A 14,600-nucleotide genomic window follows, 5' to 3' on the forward strand; every position below is an offset into this window, starting at 1 on the left:
TGGATTCTCGCCTTCAAAAGCCAATGATGCACGTTGCGGGCCGGCATCGCATTAGCCGGGAGCGTCGATTCGCGCACACTCCATGGGTTACCCTTCCCGCAACTATTCGCTGGAATACCGGATGAGCACGACAGCCAGGGCGCAATCGGCACGCCTGCCGCGGCAGGTTCCCTACATTATCGGGAACGAGGCTTGCGAACGCTTCAGTTTCTACGGGATGCGCAACATCCTGGTCCAGTTCCTGGTGAGCAGCGTGATTTTGGCCTACATCCCGGAAGCCAATCGCGAGGGCGCAGCCAAGGACGTCTTCCACAGCTTCGTGATCGGCGTGTACTTTTTCCCGTTGCTCGGCGGGTGGCTGTCCGACCGTTATTTCGGCAAGTACAACACGGTGTTGTGGTTCTCGCTGATCTACTGTGCGGGCCATGCCTGTCTGGCCGCATTCGACGACAACCGTAATGGGTTCTATGCCGGGCTGTTCCTGATAGCACTGGGTTCCGGCGGCATCAAACCGTTGGTGGTGTCGTTCGTCGGCGACCAGTTCGACGCGTCGAACAAGAGCCTCGCCAAGATCGTGTTCGATTTCTTCTACTGGACGATCAACTTCGGCAGCTTCTTCGCCTCGCTGCTGATGCCGCTGTTCCTGCGCAATTACGGGCCCGCCATCGCTTTCGGCATCCCGGGCATCCTGATGTTCATCGCCACCCTGATCTTCTGGCTGGGGCGCAAGCAGTACGTACGAGTGCCGCCGACCCATGGCGACGACCCGAACTCGTTCTACAACGTCGCCCGTACCGCGCTGACCCGGCACGAGGACGGGCAGGGCCGGCCCGGTCTGTCGGTGGCATTGGCCGGTGCCGCGCTGGCGGTAGCGATGCTGCTGTGCTGGGCGGTCAAGCCCGGTTTTTGGCCGGAAGGTTTCGGTTTCGTCATCACCGCCTGCCTGGCGCTGGGCGCGTTGATCGCATTCGGCGGCATCGGCGTGTCGATGCAGCTCGAACGCGCCCGCGGCCTGCATCCGGATTCTGCGGTGGACAGCGTTCGCGCCGTGCTGCGCGTGATCATCGTGTTCGCGCTGATCACGCCCTTCTGGTCCTTGTTCGACCAGAAGGCTTCCACCTGGGTGCTGCAGGGCAAGACCATGATGGTGCCGCACGATCTGTGGTGGTGGCCCAGCTGGCTGGTCAAGGAGGCGGGGCAGATGCAGGCGCTCAATCCGTTGCTGGTGATGCTGATCATCCCGTTCAACAATATCGTGCTGTATCCGCTGCTGCGGCGCATGGGCTTCGAGCCCACCGCACTCAGGCGCATGGGATGGGGCATTGCGTTCTCCGGCGTGGCATGGATCGCCGCCGGCGCGATCCAATTGTGGATCGATGGCGGCGATCCGGTGTCGCTGGCCTGGCAGACCCTGCCATATGTGTTGCTGACCTTCGGCGAGGTGCTGGTATCGGCCACGGCGCTGGAATTCGCCTATAGCCAGGCTACGCAGGCCATGAAGGGAGTGATCATGGCGCTTTGGTACCTTTCGGTTACTTTCGGCAATGTGTGGGTGCTGCTGACCAATGTCAGCGTGCGCAATGAGGCGGTGATTTCACGCATCGCCAGTACAGGACTGAGCGAGAATGCATTTCTGATGTTCTTCTTCGCCGTGTTCGCCTTCATCGCGGCCTTGGCATTCGCACTGTATGCGTGGCGCTACCCGATGCAGGACAACTACCGCGCCGCCGGAGCCGTTTGATGGAAACCCCAATTACCTATGCGTTGATCGCCATCACCTGCGTGGTGTCGTGGATCGCGTTCAACAACCGCAAGCTGGCCGACCGGCTGATCCTGTGGCCGCCGGCGATCGACAAGCAGAAGCAGTACGACCGACTGGTGACTTACGGCTTCATCCACGCCGATCTGATGCACTTGATCTTCAACATGGTCACCCTGTACTTCTTCGGTCGGCAGATCGAGGCGCTGATGACCGGGCTTGCGGGCGTCTGGGTCTACCCGGTGTTCTATCTTTCGGCGCTGGTGGTTTCCATTCTGCCGACCTATCTGAAGAACCAGCACAACCCCAACTACCTCAGCCTGGGCGCTTCGGGAGCGGTGTCGGCGGTGTTGTTCGCCTTCATTCTGGTGGCGCCGTGGCAGCGGATCTTCGTGCTGTTCATTCCTTTGCCCGCGATCATTTTCGCCGTCCTTTACGTGGCTTACAGCATCTGGATGGACCGGCGCGGCGGCGACCGCATCAACCATAGCGCGCATCTTGCGGGCGCCGCCTACGGCGTCATGTTCCTGATCATCATGCGGCCGCAGGTGCTGCAGCATTTTCTGCAAGAACTGCAAAGTCCTTCCTTCTGACCTGAACTGTTCCGCACGGCGATCACCGTATCTGAATGTTTTGCGTGCTATCGAATAGCCACAAGACACCAACGGAGATCGTAAGCGATGGTCACCCGCAAACCCGCCAAGACATCCAAGGCCGTCAAAAAGGCGCCCGCAAAAAAGAAAGTGCAAGGCAAGGCTGCGAAGAAGGTCGCCAAGAAAGCTGTGAAGCCGGCAAGCAAGCCGCGAAAGGCCGTCAAGGCGGCGGTGAAGAAGACTTCAGCGAAGAAGGCTCCAGCCAAGCAAGCAACCAAGGGCGTAACCAAGAAGGCCGTCGCAAAAAAGACAGTCGTCAAGAAAGCCGTTAAAAAGGCGGTGGCCAGCAAGCCGGCGACAAAGAAAGTTGCGGTGAAGAAGGCGACGGCTACGGCCAGGAAGACGCCGGTCAAGCCGGTCCCATCAAAGCCCGCTGCGAGATCGGCGCCCGCCAAGCGCGCGAGCAAGGCCGCTACGCGCAAAGTCACCCCGCGCCAGGCCCTGGCCAGTACCCGCAAGCTGCTGGAACAGAAGCAGGCGCACGATCGGGAAACGCAGCCCTGGCAATTGCTGGATCCGCATCACACGCCAGCGGCCGACCCCGGCTTCCAGTCGAACGAAGCGGCGGACAAGGCGGTGGAGCTGCATGCGGCCGAAAGCAGGATGAAAGCGATACAGGGCAGCTCGGGCACGCAGGACAGGCGCAACCAGGGCAAGCGGGACAATCGCTGAGGCGGATCTGGCCCAAAAAAAATGACGCAGGCGACCCCCGTCACCTGCGTCCGGACCTGTGTACAGGTCGTCTTATTGTTCTGGTTATTGCGTTGTAGCGATATCGTCGAACCGGTGTTGCGGATAACGAAGGAGTTTCAGCCCGCCAGGTTCATCGGATTGGCGGTTTCGTGCATGCCCATATCGACGCCGCTGTTGTAGGAAGAGAGCAGGCGCTCGTATACGGCATTGTTGAGGCGCTCGAATTCCCAGTCGTCGGTGTGGCCAGTGACGGCCAGCTGGTAAAGACCTTCCAGCAGGGTGAAGTCGCTGGACGAATTGTCGTTGTTGTTGATGGTTGCGTCGTCGAAGTTCATTGCCGTTCCCCGTGTGTTTGCTCTTGAGAGGGATAAAGCAGTTATCGTGCCAACTGTGAGTCGTTGCACTGAAAGCGTTGAAAGACGGGGGCTAGCGGCATTGGCCGGCCCGAATGTGACGCGCCACGTCCAGTTTTGCCGCCCCTGAACCGCCTACGGCACAATCCAGCCGTGACGCATTCCCCACTGGAGAGCCCCATGTCCCTGGACATCGCCCACGACCCCGCCTCTCACCGCTTCGCTGTCCGGGTCGAAGGACACGAAGCGGAGCTGCTTTACCGCCGGGACGGCAGACGCCTGACCATCGACCACACCGGCGTGCCCGAAGCCATCGGCGGGCGCGGGATTGCCGGGGAGCTGGTCAAGGCCGCGCTGGAGTACGCGCGCGCCGAAGGGTTGCGGGTGGTGCCGGCCTGCTCCTATTCGGCCGCCTACGTCCAGCACCATCCCGAGTACGCCGATCTGGTCGACTGAAGGGCCGCGCCGACGAAGAGCAGCGCCGACGAAGAGCAGCGCCGCCCGGAATTGCGGCTGTCGCGCTGCTGCGTCGCGGCATAAACTGTATGCATTCCCTGGAAGGAGTCTGGTCGTGCGATCCGTGTCGAAATTCCCCCTGTTTTTCCTGTTGGTACTGGCACTCGGCGCCTGCAGGCGCGAAGCCGACACGCCCGCCCCCCCGGCGCAACCCGACACCGCGCCAGCGCAGGCACCGGTTGCGGGCGCGCCCGCCGTGCCCGAGCTCAAGGACGTCATCGAAACCAACGATGCCTACATAGTGGGCATCAGCTATCCGCCGACGCTCAACAAGTATCCGGGTCTGGCGCAGGCCGTCGCCGCCTATTCCGACGCGGCGCGGGCGGAGCTGATGCAGGCGGTGGCCGGATTCGGCAACGACAAGCCATCGGCGCCGTACGAACTGTCGCTCAGCTTCGAACAAGTCGCCGAAACGCCGGAGCTGGTGGCGGTCGCCGCCGATGGCAGCCGCTACACCGGGGGCGCGCATGGCGAACCGCTGGTGGCGCGTTTCGTTTGGCTGCCTCCGCAGAACAAGCTGCTGACGGCCAAGGAACTGGTGCCCAAGGTGGAAGGTTGGGCCTCCATCGGCGCCTTCATCCGGGAACAACTGCACACCAGCGTCTCCGTGCGCGCCGATGCCGACGAAATGCCGCCCGAGGAACGGCTGCAGTTCGTGCGCAGCGCCGACAAGATGATCGACGAAGGCACCGAGCCGGACGTGGATAACTTCAGCCAGTTCCAGCCGATAGTCGGCGCCGAAGGCAAGGTGATCGCGTTGCGCTTCGTATTCCCGCCCTACCAGGTGGGCCCGTACGCGGACGGGACGCAGACAGTGGACGTGCCGGCGGCGGTACTGCTGCCCTACGTCGCCCCCGAGTACGCCGGCCTGTTCGCCAAATCCTGACATCCGGCCTGGGCCATGTCGCAGCAACGCTTCCAACGACGGGTCACCGATCTGCTCGCGGATGCGGATGTGCGGATCGACGGCGATCGCCCGTGGGATCTGCAAGTGCACGATCCCCATTTCTATGCGCGGGTGCTGGGGCAGGGATCGCTGGGCCTGGGCGAAAGCTATATGGACGGCTGGTGGGATGCGGAATCGCTGGACGGATTGCTGTTCCATCTATTGCAGGCGCGGCTGGAGCAGCGTGTGCACGGTGCCGGCGAACTCTGGGACGCGTTGCGCGCGCGCCTGTTGAACCTGCAGAACCGCAACCGCAGCCGGGAAGTGGGGGAGCGCCACTACGATCTGGGCAACGATCTGTATGCGGCCATGCTGGGTCGGCGCCTGGTCTACAGCTGCGGGTACTGGACACAGGCCGACGGGCGCGTGCTGGAAGGGCTGGACGCGGCGCAGGAGGCGAAGCTGGATTTGACCTGCCGCAAACTTCGCCTGCAGCCGGGCATGCGCGTGTTGGACATCGGTTGCGGCTGGGGCGAGGCGCTGAAATTCGCCGCCGAGCGTTACGGGGTCAGCGGGGTGGGCATCACCATTTCGAAGGAGCAGGCCGACTACGCGCGCGAACTGTGCGCCGGACTGCCGGTGGAAATCCGGCTGCAGGATTACCGCGAGCTGCATGAGCCGTTCGATGCGGCGCTGTCCATCGGCATGTTCGAGCATGTGGGCGTCAAGAACTACCGCGGCTATTTCGAAGTGGCGCACCGCTGCCTGCCGCCGGGGGCGTTGTTTCTGCTGCATACCATAGGCACCAACCGTTCGGTCAACCATACCGATCCCTGGATCGCGCGCTACATCTTCCCCAACTCCATGCTGCCCTCCACGGCGCAGATCGCGCAGGCGGTGGAGGGCCTGTTCGTCATCGAGGACTGGCACAACTTCGGCACCGACTACGACCGCACGCTGCAGGCCTGGCGCGACAACGTGGAACACGCCTGGCCGCCGGATCCACGCTACGACGAACGCTTCCGTCGCATGTGGCGATTTTATCTGTCCGCGTCCATGGCCACTTTCCGTACGCGCAATTCACAACTGTGGCAGGTGGTGCTGTCCAACGGCGGGGTGAAGGGCGGTTATCTGGCCCCACGCTGAAACCGGCTTTTTCATGGTGCGTGAAGGTAGAGGGGATTACGGTCGGGCTATTCCTTCCAACGGAGCCACCTCATGAAACCCATTCCCCTGGTTTTCGCCGCGCTGATCGGGCTGGCCGCGCTGCCGGCCTTGTCGCAGCAACTGCAGCAGCCCACCGTGCCCACCGCCAAGCCGGTCACGCCGCCCAGCAATAGCGGTATCGGCCCCAAGCTCGATCAGGCGCAATCCGTGCAGACGCCCAAGGTGGCCAGCGATCCCAACCAGCGCCCGCAGGCGCCTGCTGCGATTCCCAGCAAAGGGCCGGCACGTGAAGTGCCGACCGAATCCGGGTCACGGAAGCAGCCGGCCAATCTGTTGGACGCGAACGGCAAGCCGGTCAATGGCATGATCCAGATCGCGCCCAATCGCGTGTACGACCCGGCTACCGGCCGCTACCACTGGACGGAGACTTCGGGTCAGCAACAAAAGCTGCTGGATTAGGCGCGGATTGCGCGGCGCTCAGCGGAATGGGGCGCCGCAACGTCGGCGGCACGGTTCGGAACAAGTTCCTGTCTTCATTGGAGATAGTGGGCCGGCATCACACGTCGCATGCGGGTCATGCGATGTAAGCCATTCGGTAAAGCGGCTGCAATCTGCGTGTTCGAGGCTGGCCGCGTCGGCTTGAGGGGGAAGCCCGGCATCCCGATCTCCCAAAAGGACGAACCGATGAACAAGAGACCGAACCGCGTAGCGCTGGTGCGTGCATTATCCTTATGCGCCCTGTTCTCATTGGCCGCCATTGCCTTCGCGAAAGAAGCCGTGAACTCCTATAAACCCGACCAGCACGTGCACGACAAGCAGGGGCTTATCGTCATCGCGCACCGTGGCGCCAGTGGATACCGCCCCGAGCACACGCTGGCGGCCTATCGTCTGGCCATCCAGCAGGGCGCCGATTTCATCGAACCGGATCTGGTCGCCACCAAGGACGGCGTGTTGATCGCCCGCCACGAAAACGAAATCTCCGGCACTACCGACGTCGCCGCCCACCCCGAGTTCGTCGGCCGCAAGACCACGAAACTGATCGACGGCGTGGCGATGACCGGCTGGTTCACCGAAGATTTCACCCTGGCAGAGATCAAGACGCTGCGCGCCAAGGAACGCATTCCGCAGCTCCGTCCTGGCAATACCCGCTTCGACGGTCAGTACGCCATTCCGACCTTCGCTGAAGTGGTGCAGCTGGCCAAGCAGGAGAGCCGCGGCGGGCGCCGCATCGGTGTGTATCCGGAAACCAAGCACCCGACTTATTTCGCCAAAGAGGGCCGCCGCATCGATGGCAGTCCCATCGCGGTCTCGCTGGGCGCCAAGCTGATCGAAACCCTGGTGGCGGAAGGTTTCACCAATCCGGCGCAGGTCTATATCCAGAGCTTCGAGTTCGAGAACCTGATCGAACTGGAGAAGCGTTGGATGCCTGCGGCTGGCGTCGATCTGCCGCTGGTGCAGCTGTACGACGATTTCTACGCGGCCAAGCCCTATGACGTGGTCTACAACGCCAGCCATGGCGCCAATCTCACTGCGCTATATGGTGGTCTGATCGGGCAGGTCGAGGGCGGCATCAACGCCAATACGCTGTACGGTGCGTTCGCCACCGAACAGGTGCTGCAGTGGATGAAAGCGAATTACGCCAGCGGCGTCGGCCCCTGGAAGGGCAACCTGCTGCCGCGCCAACCGTTGTCGGTGAAGGTCGATGTCAATCGCGACGGCAAGGCCGAGTTGGCAAGCCAGGGAACAGGCCTGGTCCATCCGATGCTCGGCTGGGCCTTGAAGGCAGGACTGCAGGTGCATCCCTACACCTTGCGCGCGGAAGAGTCTTTCCTCGCGCAGACGCCAGAGGGGATTCCGCAGTCGGTGATCGCCGAGGCCGTACAGCTGTACGGCCTGGGCGTGCAGGGTTTCTTCATCGATCAACCGGACCAAGGCGTGGCCGCGCGCGAAATCTTCCTGGATTTGAGCCGGCCTTTACGCGAACGGTGAGGGCCGCCGCGGCCGGATCCCAAAACAGGCACGCCACCCGAAGGTGGCGTGCCTGCACAACGAGGATGGTAGGAATTACTTTTTGGGTGCTTCGGGGGTGGGCGTCGGGTTGGCGCCGTCGGCGGCATCGGCCACCAATCCGCGCTTCTTCAGCAACGGCTCGATTTTCGGCGCATGGCCGGCGAAATCCTGGAACAGCTGCAGCGCGTCCTTGCTGCCGCCGCGCGAGAGCAGGGTCTTGCGGAAATGGTCGCCGTTGGCGCGGGTCAGACCGCCATGCTGCTCGAACCATTCCACGCTGTTGGCGTCCAGCACTTCGGACCAGATGTAGGCGTAGTAGCCGGCCGAATAGCCGCCCATGATGTGGCTGAAGTAGGGCGTACGGTAGCGCGGCGGCACCGGCGCGTAGTCGGTGCCGTCGGCTTTCTGCGCGGCGGCTTCGAAAGCCATCACGCCGGACGCGTCGGGCACCTGGTCGGCGGTGATCTGGTGCCAGCGCTGGTCCAGCATCGCCGAGCCCAGGTATTCGGTGGTGCGGAAGCCCTGGTTGAACTTGGATGCGGCGATCACCTTGTCCAGCAGTTCCTGCGGCATCGGCGCGCCGGTTTCGTGGTGCTTGGCGTAGTTCTTCAGGATCGCCGGCCAGTCGGCCCACATCTCGTTGACCTGCGAGGGATACTCGACGAAGTCGCGCGGCACGCTGGTACCGGTGAAGTAGGGGTACTCCACGTTGGAGAACATGCCGTGCAGCGCATGCCCGAATTCGTGGAACGCGGTGGTCACTTCATCCCAGGTCAGCAGCGTGGGCTTGCCGGCCGGCGGCTTGGGGATGTTGAGGTGGTTGGCGACCACCGGCTTGTAACCGGTCAGGCCCGACTGCGACACGTACGAGTTCATCCACGCGCCGCCGCGCTTGGACGGGCGCGCGTACATGTCGGCGATGAAGATGGCCAGCTGCTTGCCGTCGGCATCGAACACGTCGTAGGTGGTCACGTCCGGGTTGTACACCGGCAGATCGGTGCGCTTCTTGAAGGTCAGCCCGTACAACTGGTTGGCGGCGAAGAACACGCCGTTTTCCAGCACGTTGCTGAGTTCGAAATACGGCTTGAGCTGCGACTCGTCGAAGTTGAATTTGTCCTTGCGCACTTTTTCCGAATAGAACGCCCAGTCCCATGGCGCCAGTTCGAAAGTGCCGCCTTCCTTCTTGATCATGGCCTGCAGGTCGGCCGCTTCGCGCCGTGCATTGGCCACGGCCGGCGGAGCCAGCTTGCCCAGCATATCGTTGACCGCCTGCGGGGTCTTGGCGGTTTCGTCTTCCAGCACGTAAGCCGCATGGTTGGGGTAGCCCAGCAGCTTGGCGCGGTCGGCGCGCAGCTTCATGATCTTGCTGATGATCTGGCGGTTGTCGAATTCGCCGCCGTGGCTGCCGCGCGCGATGGAGGCCTCGTGCAGCTTCTGGCGGGTGGCGCGGTCGGTCAGTTCGGACTCGGGCGGCTGGCCAGTGGTGTTGAGCAGGGCGATGACGTACTTGCCTTCCAGCTTGCGTTCCTTGGCGGCTGCGGCGGCGGTGGCGATCTGTTCTTCGGTGAAGCCGTCCAGCTGCTTGGCGCTGTCGATGACTACGGCCGAGGCGTTGACTTCCTTCAGCACGTTGTCGCTGAACTTGCTGCCCAGTTCGGCCAGCTGCGAGTTCATGCCCTTCAGCGTGGCCTTGTCGACCTCGGACAGGTTGGCGCCGCTGCGCACGAAATCGGTGTGGTAGCGCTCGATCAGGCGCACGCCTTCGGCATCCAGGCCCAGCGTATCGCGCGCCTTGTACAGCGTATCGATACGGGCGAACAGCTTAGGATTCAAGGCGATGGCGTCGCCGTGGGCGGCGAACTTGGCCGCATAGTCTGCACGCAGCTTGTTGCGCGCGTCGTTGGTGTCGGCGCCGACCAGGCTGAAGAACACGGTCTGCGCGCGGTTCAGCACCTGGCCGCTTTTCTCCATCGCCAGGATGGTGTTGTCGAAGGTCGGCGCGGCAGGGTTGTTGGCGATCGCGTCCACTTCCTTCAACTGCTCGGCCATGCCGGCGTCGAAGGCGGGCGCGAAATCGGAATCCTTGATCTTGTCGAACTGCGGATAGTGCAGCGGCAGGGGGCTTTCGGAAAAGAAGGGGTTTGAAGCCTTGGCGGCTTCGGCGGCGGCCGGTGTTGCGGCCTGGGAATAAGCGGGCATGGCAAGTCCAAGGGAGGCGGCAAGCGCCAGGGCAAGACGGGTGGTCATTCTGCAGCTTCCTTACAGAGTTGGACTTTACAGGCTAACCGATGGCCCCCATGCCGCACCTGTGACGAAAGACAGGGGTGGCCGGTGCGGGGCTGGGATAAGCTCGAGGGCAGCCGTTCTGGCCCACTCTTTACTTCCCCTTGGAGATCTCCGGATGAAGCATGTCCTGTGCCTGTCCCTTGCGCTGTTCCTTGCCGGCCCGGCGGCGGCGGCCGAAACCCTCCGTTACGTGGCCTTGGTCGATGGCGGCACCAAGGCAGGCGAACAGGTCGTGCGCAAGGACGACGACGGCACCACCCACGTCGATTTCATCTTCAAGGACAACGGCCGTGGTCCGGAACTGAAAGAGGAATACAAACTGGCCGCCGACGGCACCTACAGCCAGTACAAGGTCACCGGCACCTCTACGTTCGGGGCCAAGGTGGACGAAACGTTCTCTCGTGTGGGCAACAACGCGCAGTGGAAGTCGACCTCCGATCAAGGCAAACAGTCGGTGTCCGGTACGGCCTTGTACTCTGCCCTGGGCGGTACGCCGGCCGGTTTCTCGGTGGCGATGTCGGCGCTGGCCAAGCGCGGCGACGGCAAGCTGCCGCTGATTCCCAGCGGCACGCTGACAGTGCGCAAGATCGCCGAGGCCGAAGTCGCGCACGGCAACGATAAGCGCACGGTGCAGCTGGTGGCGATGACCGGCGTGGGCCTGACCCCGACCTTCGCCTGGGCCACCACAGACGCCGATCCGCGCCTGTTCGCCTTCATCTATCCCGGTTTCCTGCAGCTGATAGAAGAGGGCTGGGAATCCAACGCCATGGCGCTGGAAACGCGCCAGAAGCAGGCCGAGGGCGAAGTGCTGATAGGCATGGAACAACGCCTGGCCCATTCTCTTGCGGGTACCACGCTGATCCGCAATGCGCGCATATTCGACAGCGAGAAAGCGACGTTGGGCACGGCTTCGGACGTGCTTATCCGCGATGGGAAGATAGTGTCGCTTTCCAACAGTGGCGATGAGAAAGCCAAGGCCGACAACGTCATCGATGCGAACGGCAAAGTGCTGCTGCCAGGTTTGTTCGACATGCATGCGCATTTCGGTCCCTGGGATGGCGGCCTGCACCTGGCGGCCGGCATCACCACCATCCGCGACATGGGCAACGACAACACCACTCTGCAACAGCTGATGGCCCAGTTGAGCGAGGGCAAGCTGCTGGGCCCCAGCGTGGTGCCGGCCGGTTTCATCGAAGGCGAAAGCAAGATGTCGGCGCGCAACGGCTTCGTCATCAAGAACCTGGACGAAGCCAAGAAAGCGGTCGACTGGTACGCCGACCACGGTTACCCGCAGGTCAAGATCTACAACTCTTTCCCCAAGGACATCCTGCGCGACACCGCCGCCTACGCGCACCAGCGCGGCCTGCGGGTCAGCGGCCACATTCCCGCCTTCATGCGCGCGCAGGACGCGGTGGATCAGGGTTACGACGAGATCCAGCACATCAACCAGGTGATGCTGAACTTCTTCGTTACCCCGGAGACCGACACCCGCACGCTGGAGCGTTTCTACTTGGTGGCTAAGAAGACCGCGGGACTGGATTTCGACTCCAAGCCCGTACAGGACTTCATTGCCCTGCTGGCGAAGAAGCAGATCGTGATCGATCCCACGCTGGCCACCTTCGAATTCATCCATCAGCGCGAAGGCGAGCTGTCGCCGATCGTGGCCGATGTGGCCGACCATCTGCCGCCTGACATCCAGCGCAGCCGCCGGGTCGGCGAGATGGATATTCCCGACGACGCCACCGAGGCGCTGTACGGGAAGTCGTTCGACAAGCTGGTCGAGTTCGTCGGCCGCCTATACAAGGCTGGCGTGCCCATCGTGGCCGGCACCGACGAGATCTCCGGCTTCACTCTGCAGCGCGAGCTTGAGCTTTACGTGAAGGCCGGCATTACCCCCGCACAAGTGCTGCAGATCGCCACTTGGAACGGCGCCAAGTACACGCGCACCACGGCCGATCGCGGTTCGGTGACGGTGGGCAAGCGCGCCGACCTGGTGCTGGTGGACGGCGATCCGACCGTCGATATCGCCGATATCCGCAAGGTGGCCCTGGTCATCCACCAGGGCAAAGCCTATTACCCCAGCGAGATCGATGAAGCGCTGGGCATCAAGCCCTTCGCCGAACCGGTGCGGGCGCAGACGGCGCGTTGATCGCGCCGGACGCGCTCAGAACTGCAGGGCTTCGTAGCGGCGCAGGATCCAGGACAATTCGTAGAGCAGGGCCACCACGGCGAAAGCGCCGTGGTAATACCGGTTGCGGGTCTTCATGGCGACCAGGCTGGCAAGGATGTAGCCGGTGTTGCGCATGAGGTATTCAGGACCGAAGTGGCGGAAGTAGTCGGCGCCTTTGATGGCGGTATCGACCACATCCACCGCGAACATCACCGCCAGCAACCCGAAGAACCAATGCCCGCGGGAATAGAAATAATCGCGGTAGTCCTGGTAGTCGTCCACGCTTTCCGGAAAGATCAGCGCGCAGAGCAGATACAGCAGCAGCGCATAGACGGTGACGAAGAGATAGAGATTGAAATTCCAGCGCGTCTGGTGCGACAGGTAGAACTCCCACCACCAGAAATGCAGCAGGTAGATGAACATGAAGAGCGCCCACACCAGGTGCACCCAGTAGATCCGCCGCACCTGGGGGCGTTCGACGATGCGCGCCAGGTGCCGCAGCAGGTGGGTCAGTCCCAGGCCCACGATCATGCCCAGCAATATCCGCACGTGGATATACAGGGTGGCCAGGGAGTTAGGGTCGGAAGCTGCCTGCATGGGCGGGGACCGTTCTGCGCTCGTACGGCATAGGCTATTCGATCCTCGCACCGGACGCACAGGGCCGCACTTGCGCGGACTTGCCCATTGCCCGTATCGGGTGTCTCATAGGCTATTGTCCGGAGCGCAATCATGACTACCGCCTATGAATTCGAAGCCATCGACATCGATGGCAACAACGTGTCTCTGGCCGACTATCGCGGCAAGGCGCTGCTGATCGTCAACGTGGCCTCCAAGTGCGGTTTCACCCCGCAATACACCGGTCTAGAAAAGCTCTGGCAGGATTATCGCGAGCGCGGACTGGTGGTGCTGGGCTTCCCCTGCGACCAGTTCGGCAACCAGGAGCCAGGCAACGAAGAAGAGATCAAGAACTTCTGCTCGCTGACCTATGACGTGGATTTCCCCATGTTCGCCAAGATCGAAGTCAACGGCGCCAACACCCACCCGCTATGGAAATGGCTTAAAAAGGAAAAGGGCGGACTGCTCGGTATCGACGCGATCAAGTGGAACTTCACCAAGTTCCTGGTCGGCCGCGACGGCAAGCCGGTCAAACGCTATGCGCCGACCGACAAGCCGGAATCCATCGCGGGCGACATCGAATCCGCATTGAACTGAGTAGGTCGGGGCTACGCCCCCGACGTACGGATACTCCGCCTCTACGTGCGTCGGGGGCGTAGCCCCGACCTACGGCGGGCCGCGCTTACTTTTCGACGAAGGCGCGCTCGAAGACGTACTGGCCAGCGGTGCCGATGCGGGGTGCGGGAACGAAGCCGCGCGCATCCAGGATGCCGCGCAGGTCTGCCAGCATCTGCGGGCTGCCGCAGATCATGGCGCGGTCGTGTTCCGGGTCCAGCGGTGGGAGTCCCAGCGACTCGGCCATGCGGCCGCTTTCCAGCAGTTCGGTCAGCCGTCCCTTGTTGACGAACTCCTCGCGGGTGACGGCCGGGTAGTAGAGCAGCTTCTCGCGGATTTGTTCGCCCAGGAACTCGTGGTGCGGCAGTTCCTTTTCGAAGTAGTCGCGATAGGCGAGGTCATGCACGTGGCGCACGCCGTGGGTCAGGACCACGCGCTCGAAACGTTCGTAGGTTTCCGGATCCTTGATGATCGACAACCAGGGCGCAAGCCCGGTACCGGTGCCCAGCAGATAGAGGTTGCGTCCGGGGTGCAGGTCGCTGATCAGCAGCGTGCCGGTGGGTTTCTTGCCGACCAGTATCGTGTCGCCGGGCTTGATGTGCTGCAGGCGCGAGGTCAACGGACCGTTGGGCACTTTGATGCTGAAGAATTCCAGTTGCTCTTCCCAGTTGGCGCTGGCGATGGAATAGGCGCGCATGAGCGGCTTCGACCCATCGGCGCCCTGCAGGCCGATCATCACGAACTGGCCGTTGTCGAAACGGAAACCATCGTCGCGCGTGGTGGTGAAGCTGAAGTAGTCGTCGGTCCAGTGACGGACGTCGAGCACCGTCTCGGTGCCGAAAGCGGAAGACATGGGGAACGTCGGAGGTGAAGAGAG

Annotated in this window: 15 protein-coding genes; 10 read left to right on the forward strand and 5 right to left on the reverse strand. The window is 62.7% G+C overall.

All coding sequences use genetic code 11. The features are described 5' to 3' along the window. Nucleotides 1–121 precede the first annotated feature (121 nt). Both BLR66_RS01980 and BLR66_RS01985 read left to right on the forward strand, forming a co-directional pair. Nucleotides 122–1,741 (forward strand): POT-type proton-dependent oligopeptide transporter, encoded by a 1,620-nt coding sequence (locus tag BLR66_RS01980; RefSeq protein WP_093279953.1) that lies wholly within the window; start codon nt 122–124, stop codon nt 1,739–1,741. Then, nucleotides 1,741–2,352: a rhomboid family intramembrane serine protease gene (locus BLR66_RS01985; RefSeq protein ID WP_093279954.1), complete on the forward strand. Its 612-nt coding sequence runs from the start codon at nt 1,741–1,743 to the stop codon at nt 2,350–2,352. Before BLR66_RS01980 ends, BLR66_RS01985 begins: the two co-directional genes overlap by 1 nt. A 47-nt stretch (nt 2,353–2,399) precedes the next feature. On the opposite strand, the gene BLR66_RS19090 is transcribed toward BLR66_RS01985, so the two are convergent. Next, the gene (locus BLR66_RS19090; RefSeq protein WP_176943730.1) at nt 2,400–2,765 is read right to left on the reverse strand and encodes a hypothetical protein; all 366 of its coding nucleotides are present in this window, start codon (nt 2,763–2,765) and stop codon (nt 2,400–2,402) included. Between BLR66_RS19090 and BLR66_RS19095 the strand changes: the two genes are divergently transcribed. After that, nucleotides 2,725–3,084, forward strand: coding sequence for a hypothetical protein (locus BLR66_RS19095; protein ID WP_176943731.1), 360 nt, complete (start codon nt 2,725–2,727; stop codon nt 3,082–3,084). The two genes, BLR66_RS19090 and BLR66_RS19095, sit on opposite strands and share 41 nt — an antisense overlap. Nucleotides 3,085–3,221: 137 nt before the next feature. Here BLR66_RS19095 and BLR66_RS01995 read toward each other — a convergent pair whose 3' ends face one another. Continuing rightward, on the reverse strand, nt 3,222–3,440 hold the full coding sequence (locus BLR66_RS01995; RefSeq protein WP_093279955.1) for a hypothetical protein: 219 nt from the start codon (nt 3,438–3,440) through the stop codon (nt 3,222–3,224). Nucleotides 3,441–3,638: 198 nt separating this feature from the next. Between BLR66_RS01995 and BLR66_RS02000 the strand changes: the two genes are divergently transcribed. The 5 genes from BLR66_RS02000 to BLR66_RS02020 all read left to right on the forward strand — a co-directional run bounded on the left by BLR66_RS02000 (nt 3,639) and on the right by BLR66_RS02020 (nt 8,016). Then, nucleotides 3,639–3,914 carry a GNAT family N-acetyltransferase gene (locus BLR66_RS02000; protein ID WP_093279956.1) on the forward strand — a complete coding sequence of 92 codons (276 nt, stop codon included), beginning with the start codon at nt 3,639–3,641 and terminating at the stop codon, nt 3,912–3,914. A gap of 115 nt (nt 3,915–4,029) precedes the next feature. Next, nucleotides 4,030–4,860: a DUF3298 and DUF4163 domain-containing protein gene (locus tag BLR66_RS02005; protein WP_143014528.1), complete on the forward strand. Its 831-nt coding sequence runs from the start codon at nt 4,030–4,032 to the stop codon at nt 4,858–4,860. Nucleotides 4,861–4,875: 15 nt separating this feature from the next. Then, complete coding sequence (gene cfa / locus BLR66_RS02010; RefSeq protein WP_093279957.1) at nt 4,876–6,006, forward strand: cyclopropane fatty acyl phospholipid synthase; 1,131 nt, start codon at nt 4,876–4,878, stop codon at nt 6,004–6,006. A gap of 72 nt (nt 6,007–6,078) precedes the next feature. Beyond that, nucleotides 6,079–6,486, forward strand: a complete 408-nt coding sequence (locus BLR66_RS02015) for a hypothetical protein (RefSeq protein ID WP_093279958.1) — start codon at nt 6,079–6,081, stop codon at nt 6,484–6,486. A 318-nt stretch (nt 6,487–6,804) separates the two neighbouring features. Further along, nucleotides 6,805–8,016, forward strand: coding sequence for a glycerophosphodiester phosphodiesterase family protein (locus BLR66_RS02020; protein ID WP_255402268.1), 1,212 nt, complete (start codon nt 6,805–6,807; stop codon nt 8,014–8,016). A gap of 75 nt (nt 8,017–8,091) precedes the next feature. Here BLR66_RS02020 and BLR66_RS02025 read toward each other — a convergent pair whose 3' ends face one another. Beyond that, on the reverse strand, nt 8,092–10,284 hold the full coding sequence (locus BLR66_RS02025; protein WP_176943732.1) for a M3 family metallopeptidase: 2,193 nt from the start codon (nt 10,282–10,284) through the stop codon (nt 8,092–8,094). Nucleotides 10,285–10,438: 154 nt separating this feature from the next. Here BLR66_RS02025 and BLR66_RS02030 point away from each other — a divergent pair, with 154 nt between their 5' ends. Next, the gene (locus BLR66_RS02030; protein ID WP_093279960.1) at nt 10,439–12,472 is read left to right on the forward strand and encodes an amidohydrolase family protein; all 2,034 of its coding nucleotides are present in this window, start codon (nt 10,439–10,441) and stop codon (nt 12,470–12,472) included. Nucleotides 12,473–12,487: 15 nt separating this feature from the next. On the opposite strand, the gene BLR66_RS02035 is transcribed toward BLR66_RS02030, so the two are convergent. Beyond that, a complete protein-coding gene (locus BLR66_RS02035; protein WP_093279961.1) occupies nt 12,488–13,090 on the reverse strand; it encodes a hypothetical protein in 603 nt (200 codons plus the stop codon). A 132-nt stretch (nt 13,091–13,222) separates the two neighbouring features. Here BLR66_RS02035 and BLR66_RS02040 point away from each other — a divergent pair, with 132 nt between their 5' ends. Continuing rightward, entirely contained in the window at nt 13,223–13,705 is a 483-nt protein-coding gene (locus tag BLR66_RS02040; RefSeq protein ID WP_093279962.1) for a glutathione peroxidase, read from the forward strand. 85 nt (nt 13,706–13,790) lie between these two features. On the opposite strand, the gene BLR66_RS02045 is transcribed toward BLR66_RS02040, so the two are convergent. After that, a complete protein-coding gene (locus BLR66_RS02045; protein WP_093279963.1) occupies nt 13,791–14,576 on the reverse strand; it encodes a ferredoxin--NADP reductase in 786 nt (261 codons plus the stop codon). Nucleotides 14,577–14,600: the final 24 nt, after the last annotated feature.

It is taken from the genome of Pseudoxanthomonas sp. CF125, from assembly GCF_900104085.1.
Taxonomy (GTDB): Bacteria; Pseudomonadota; Gammaproteobacteria; order Xanthomonadales; family Xanthomonadaceae; genus Pseudoxanthomonas_A.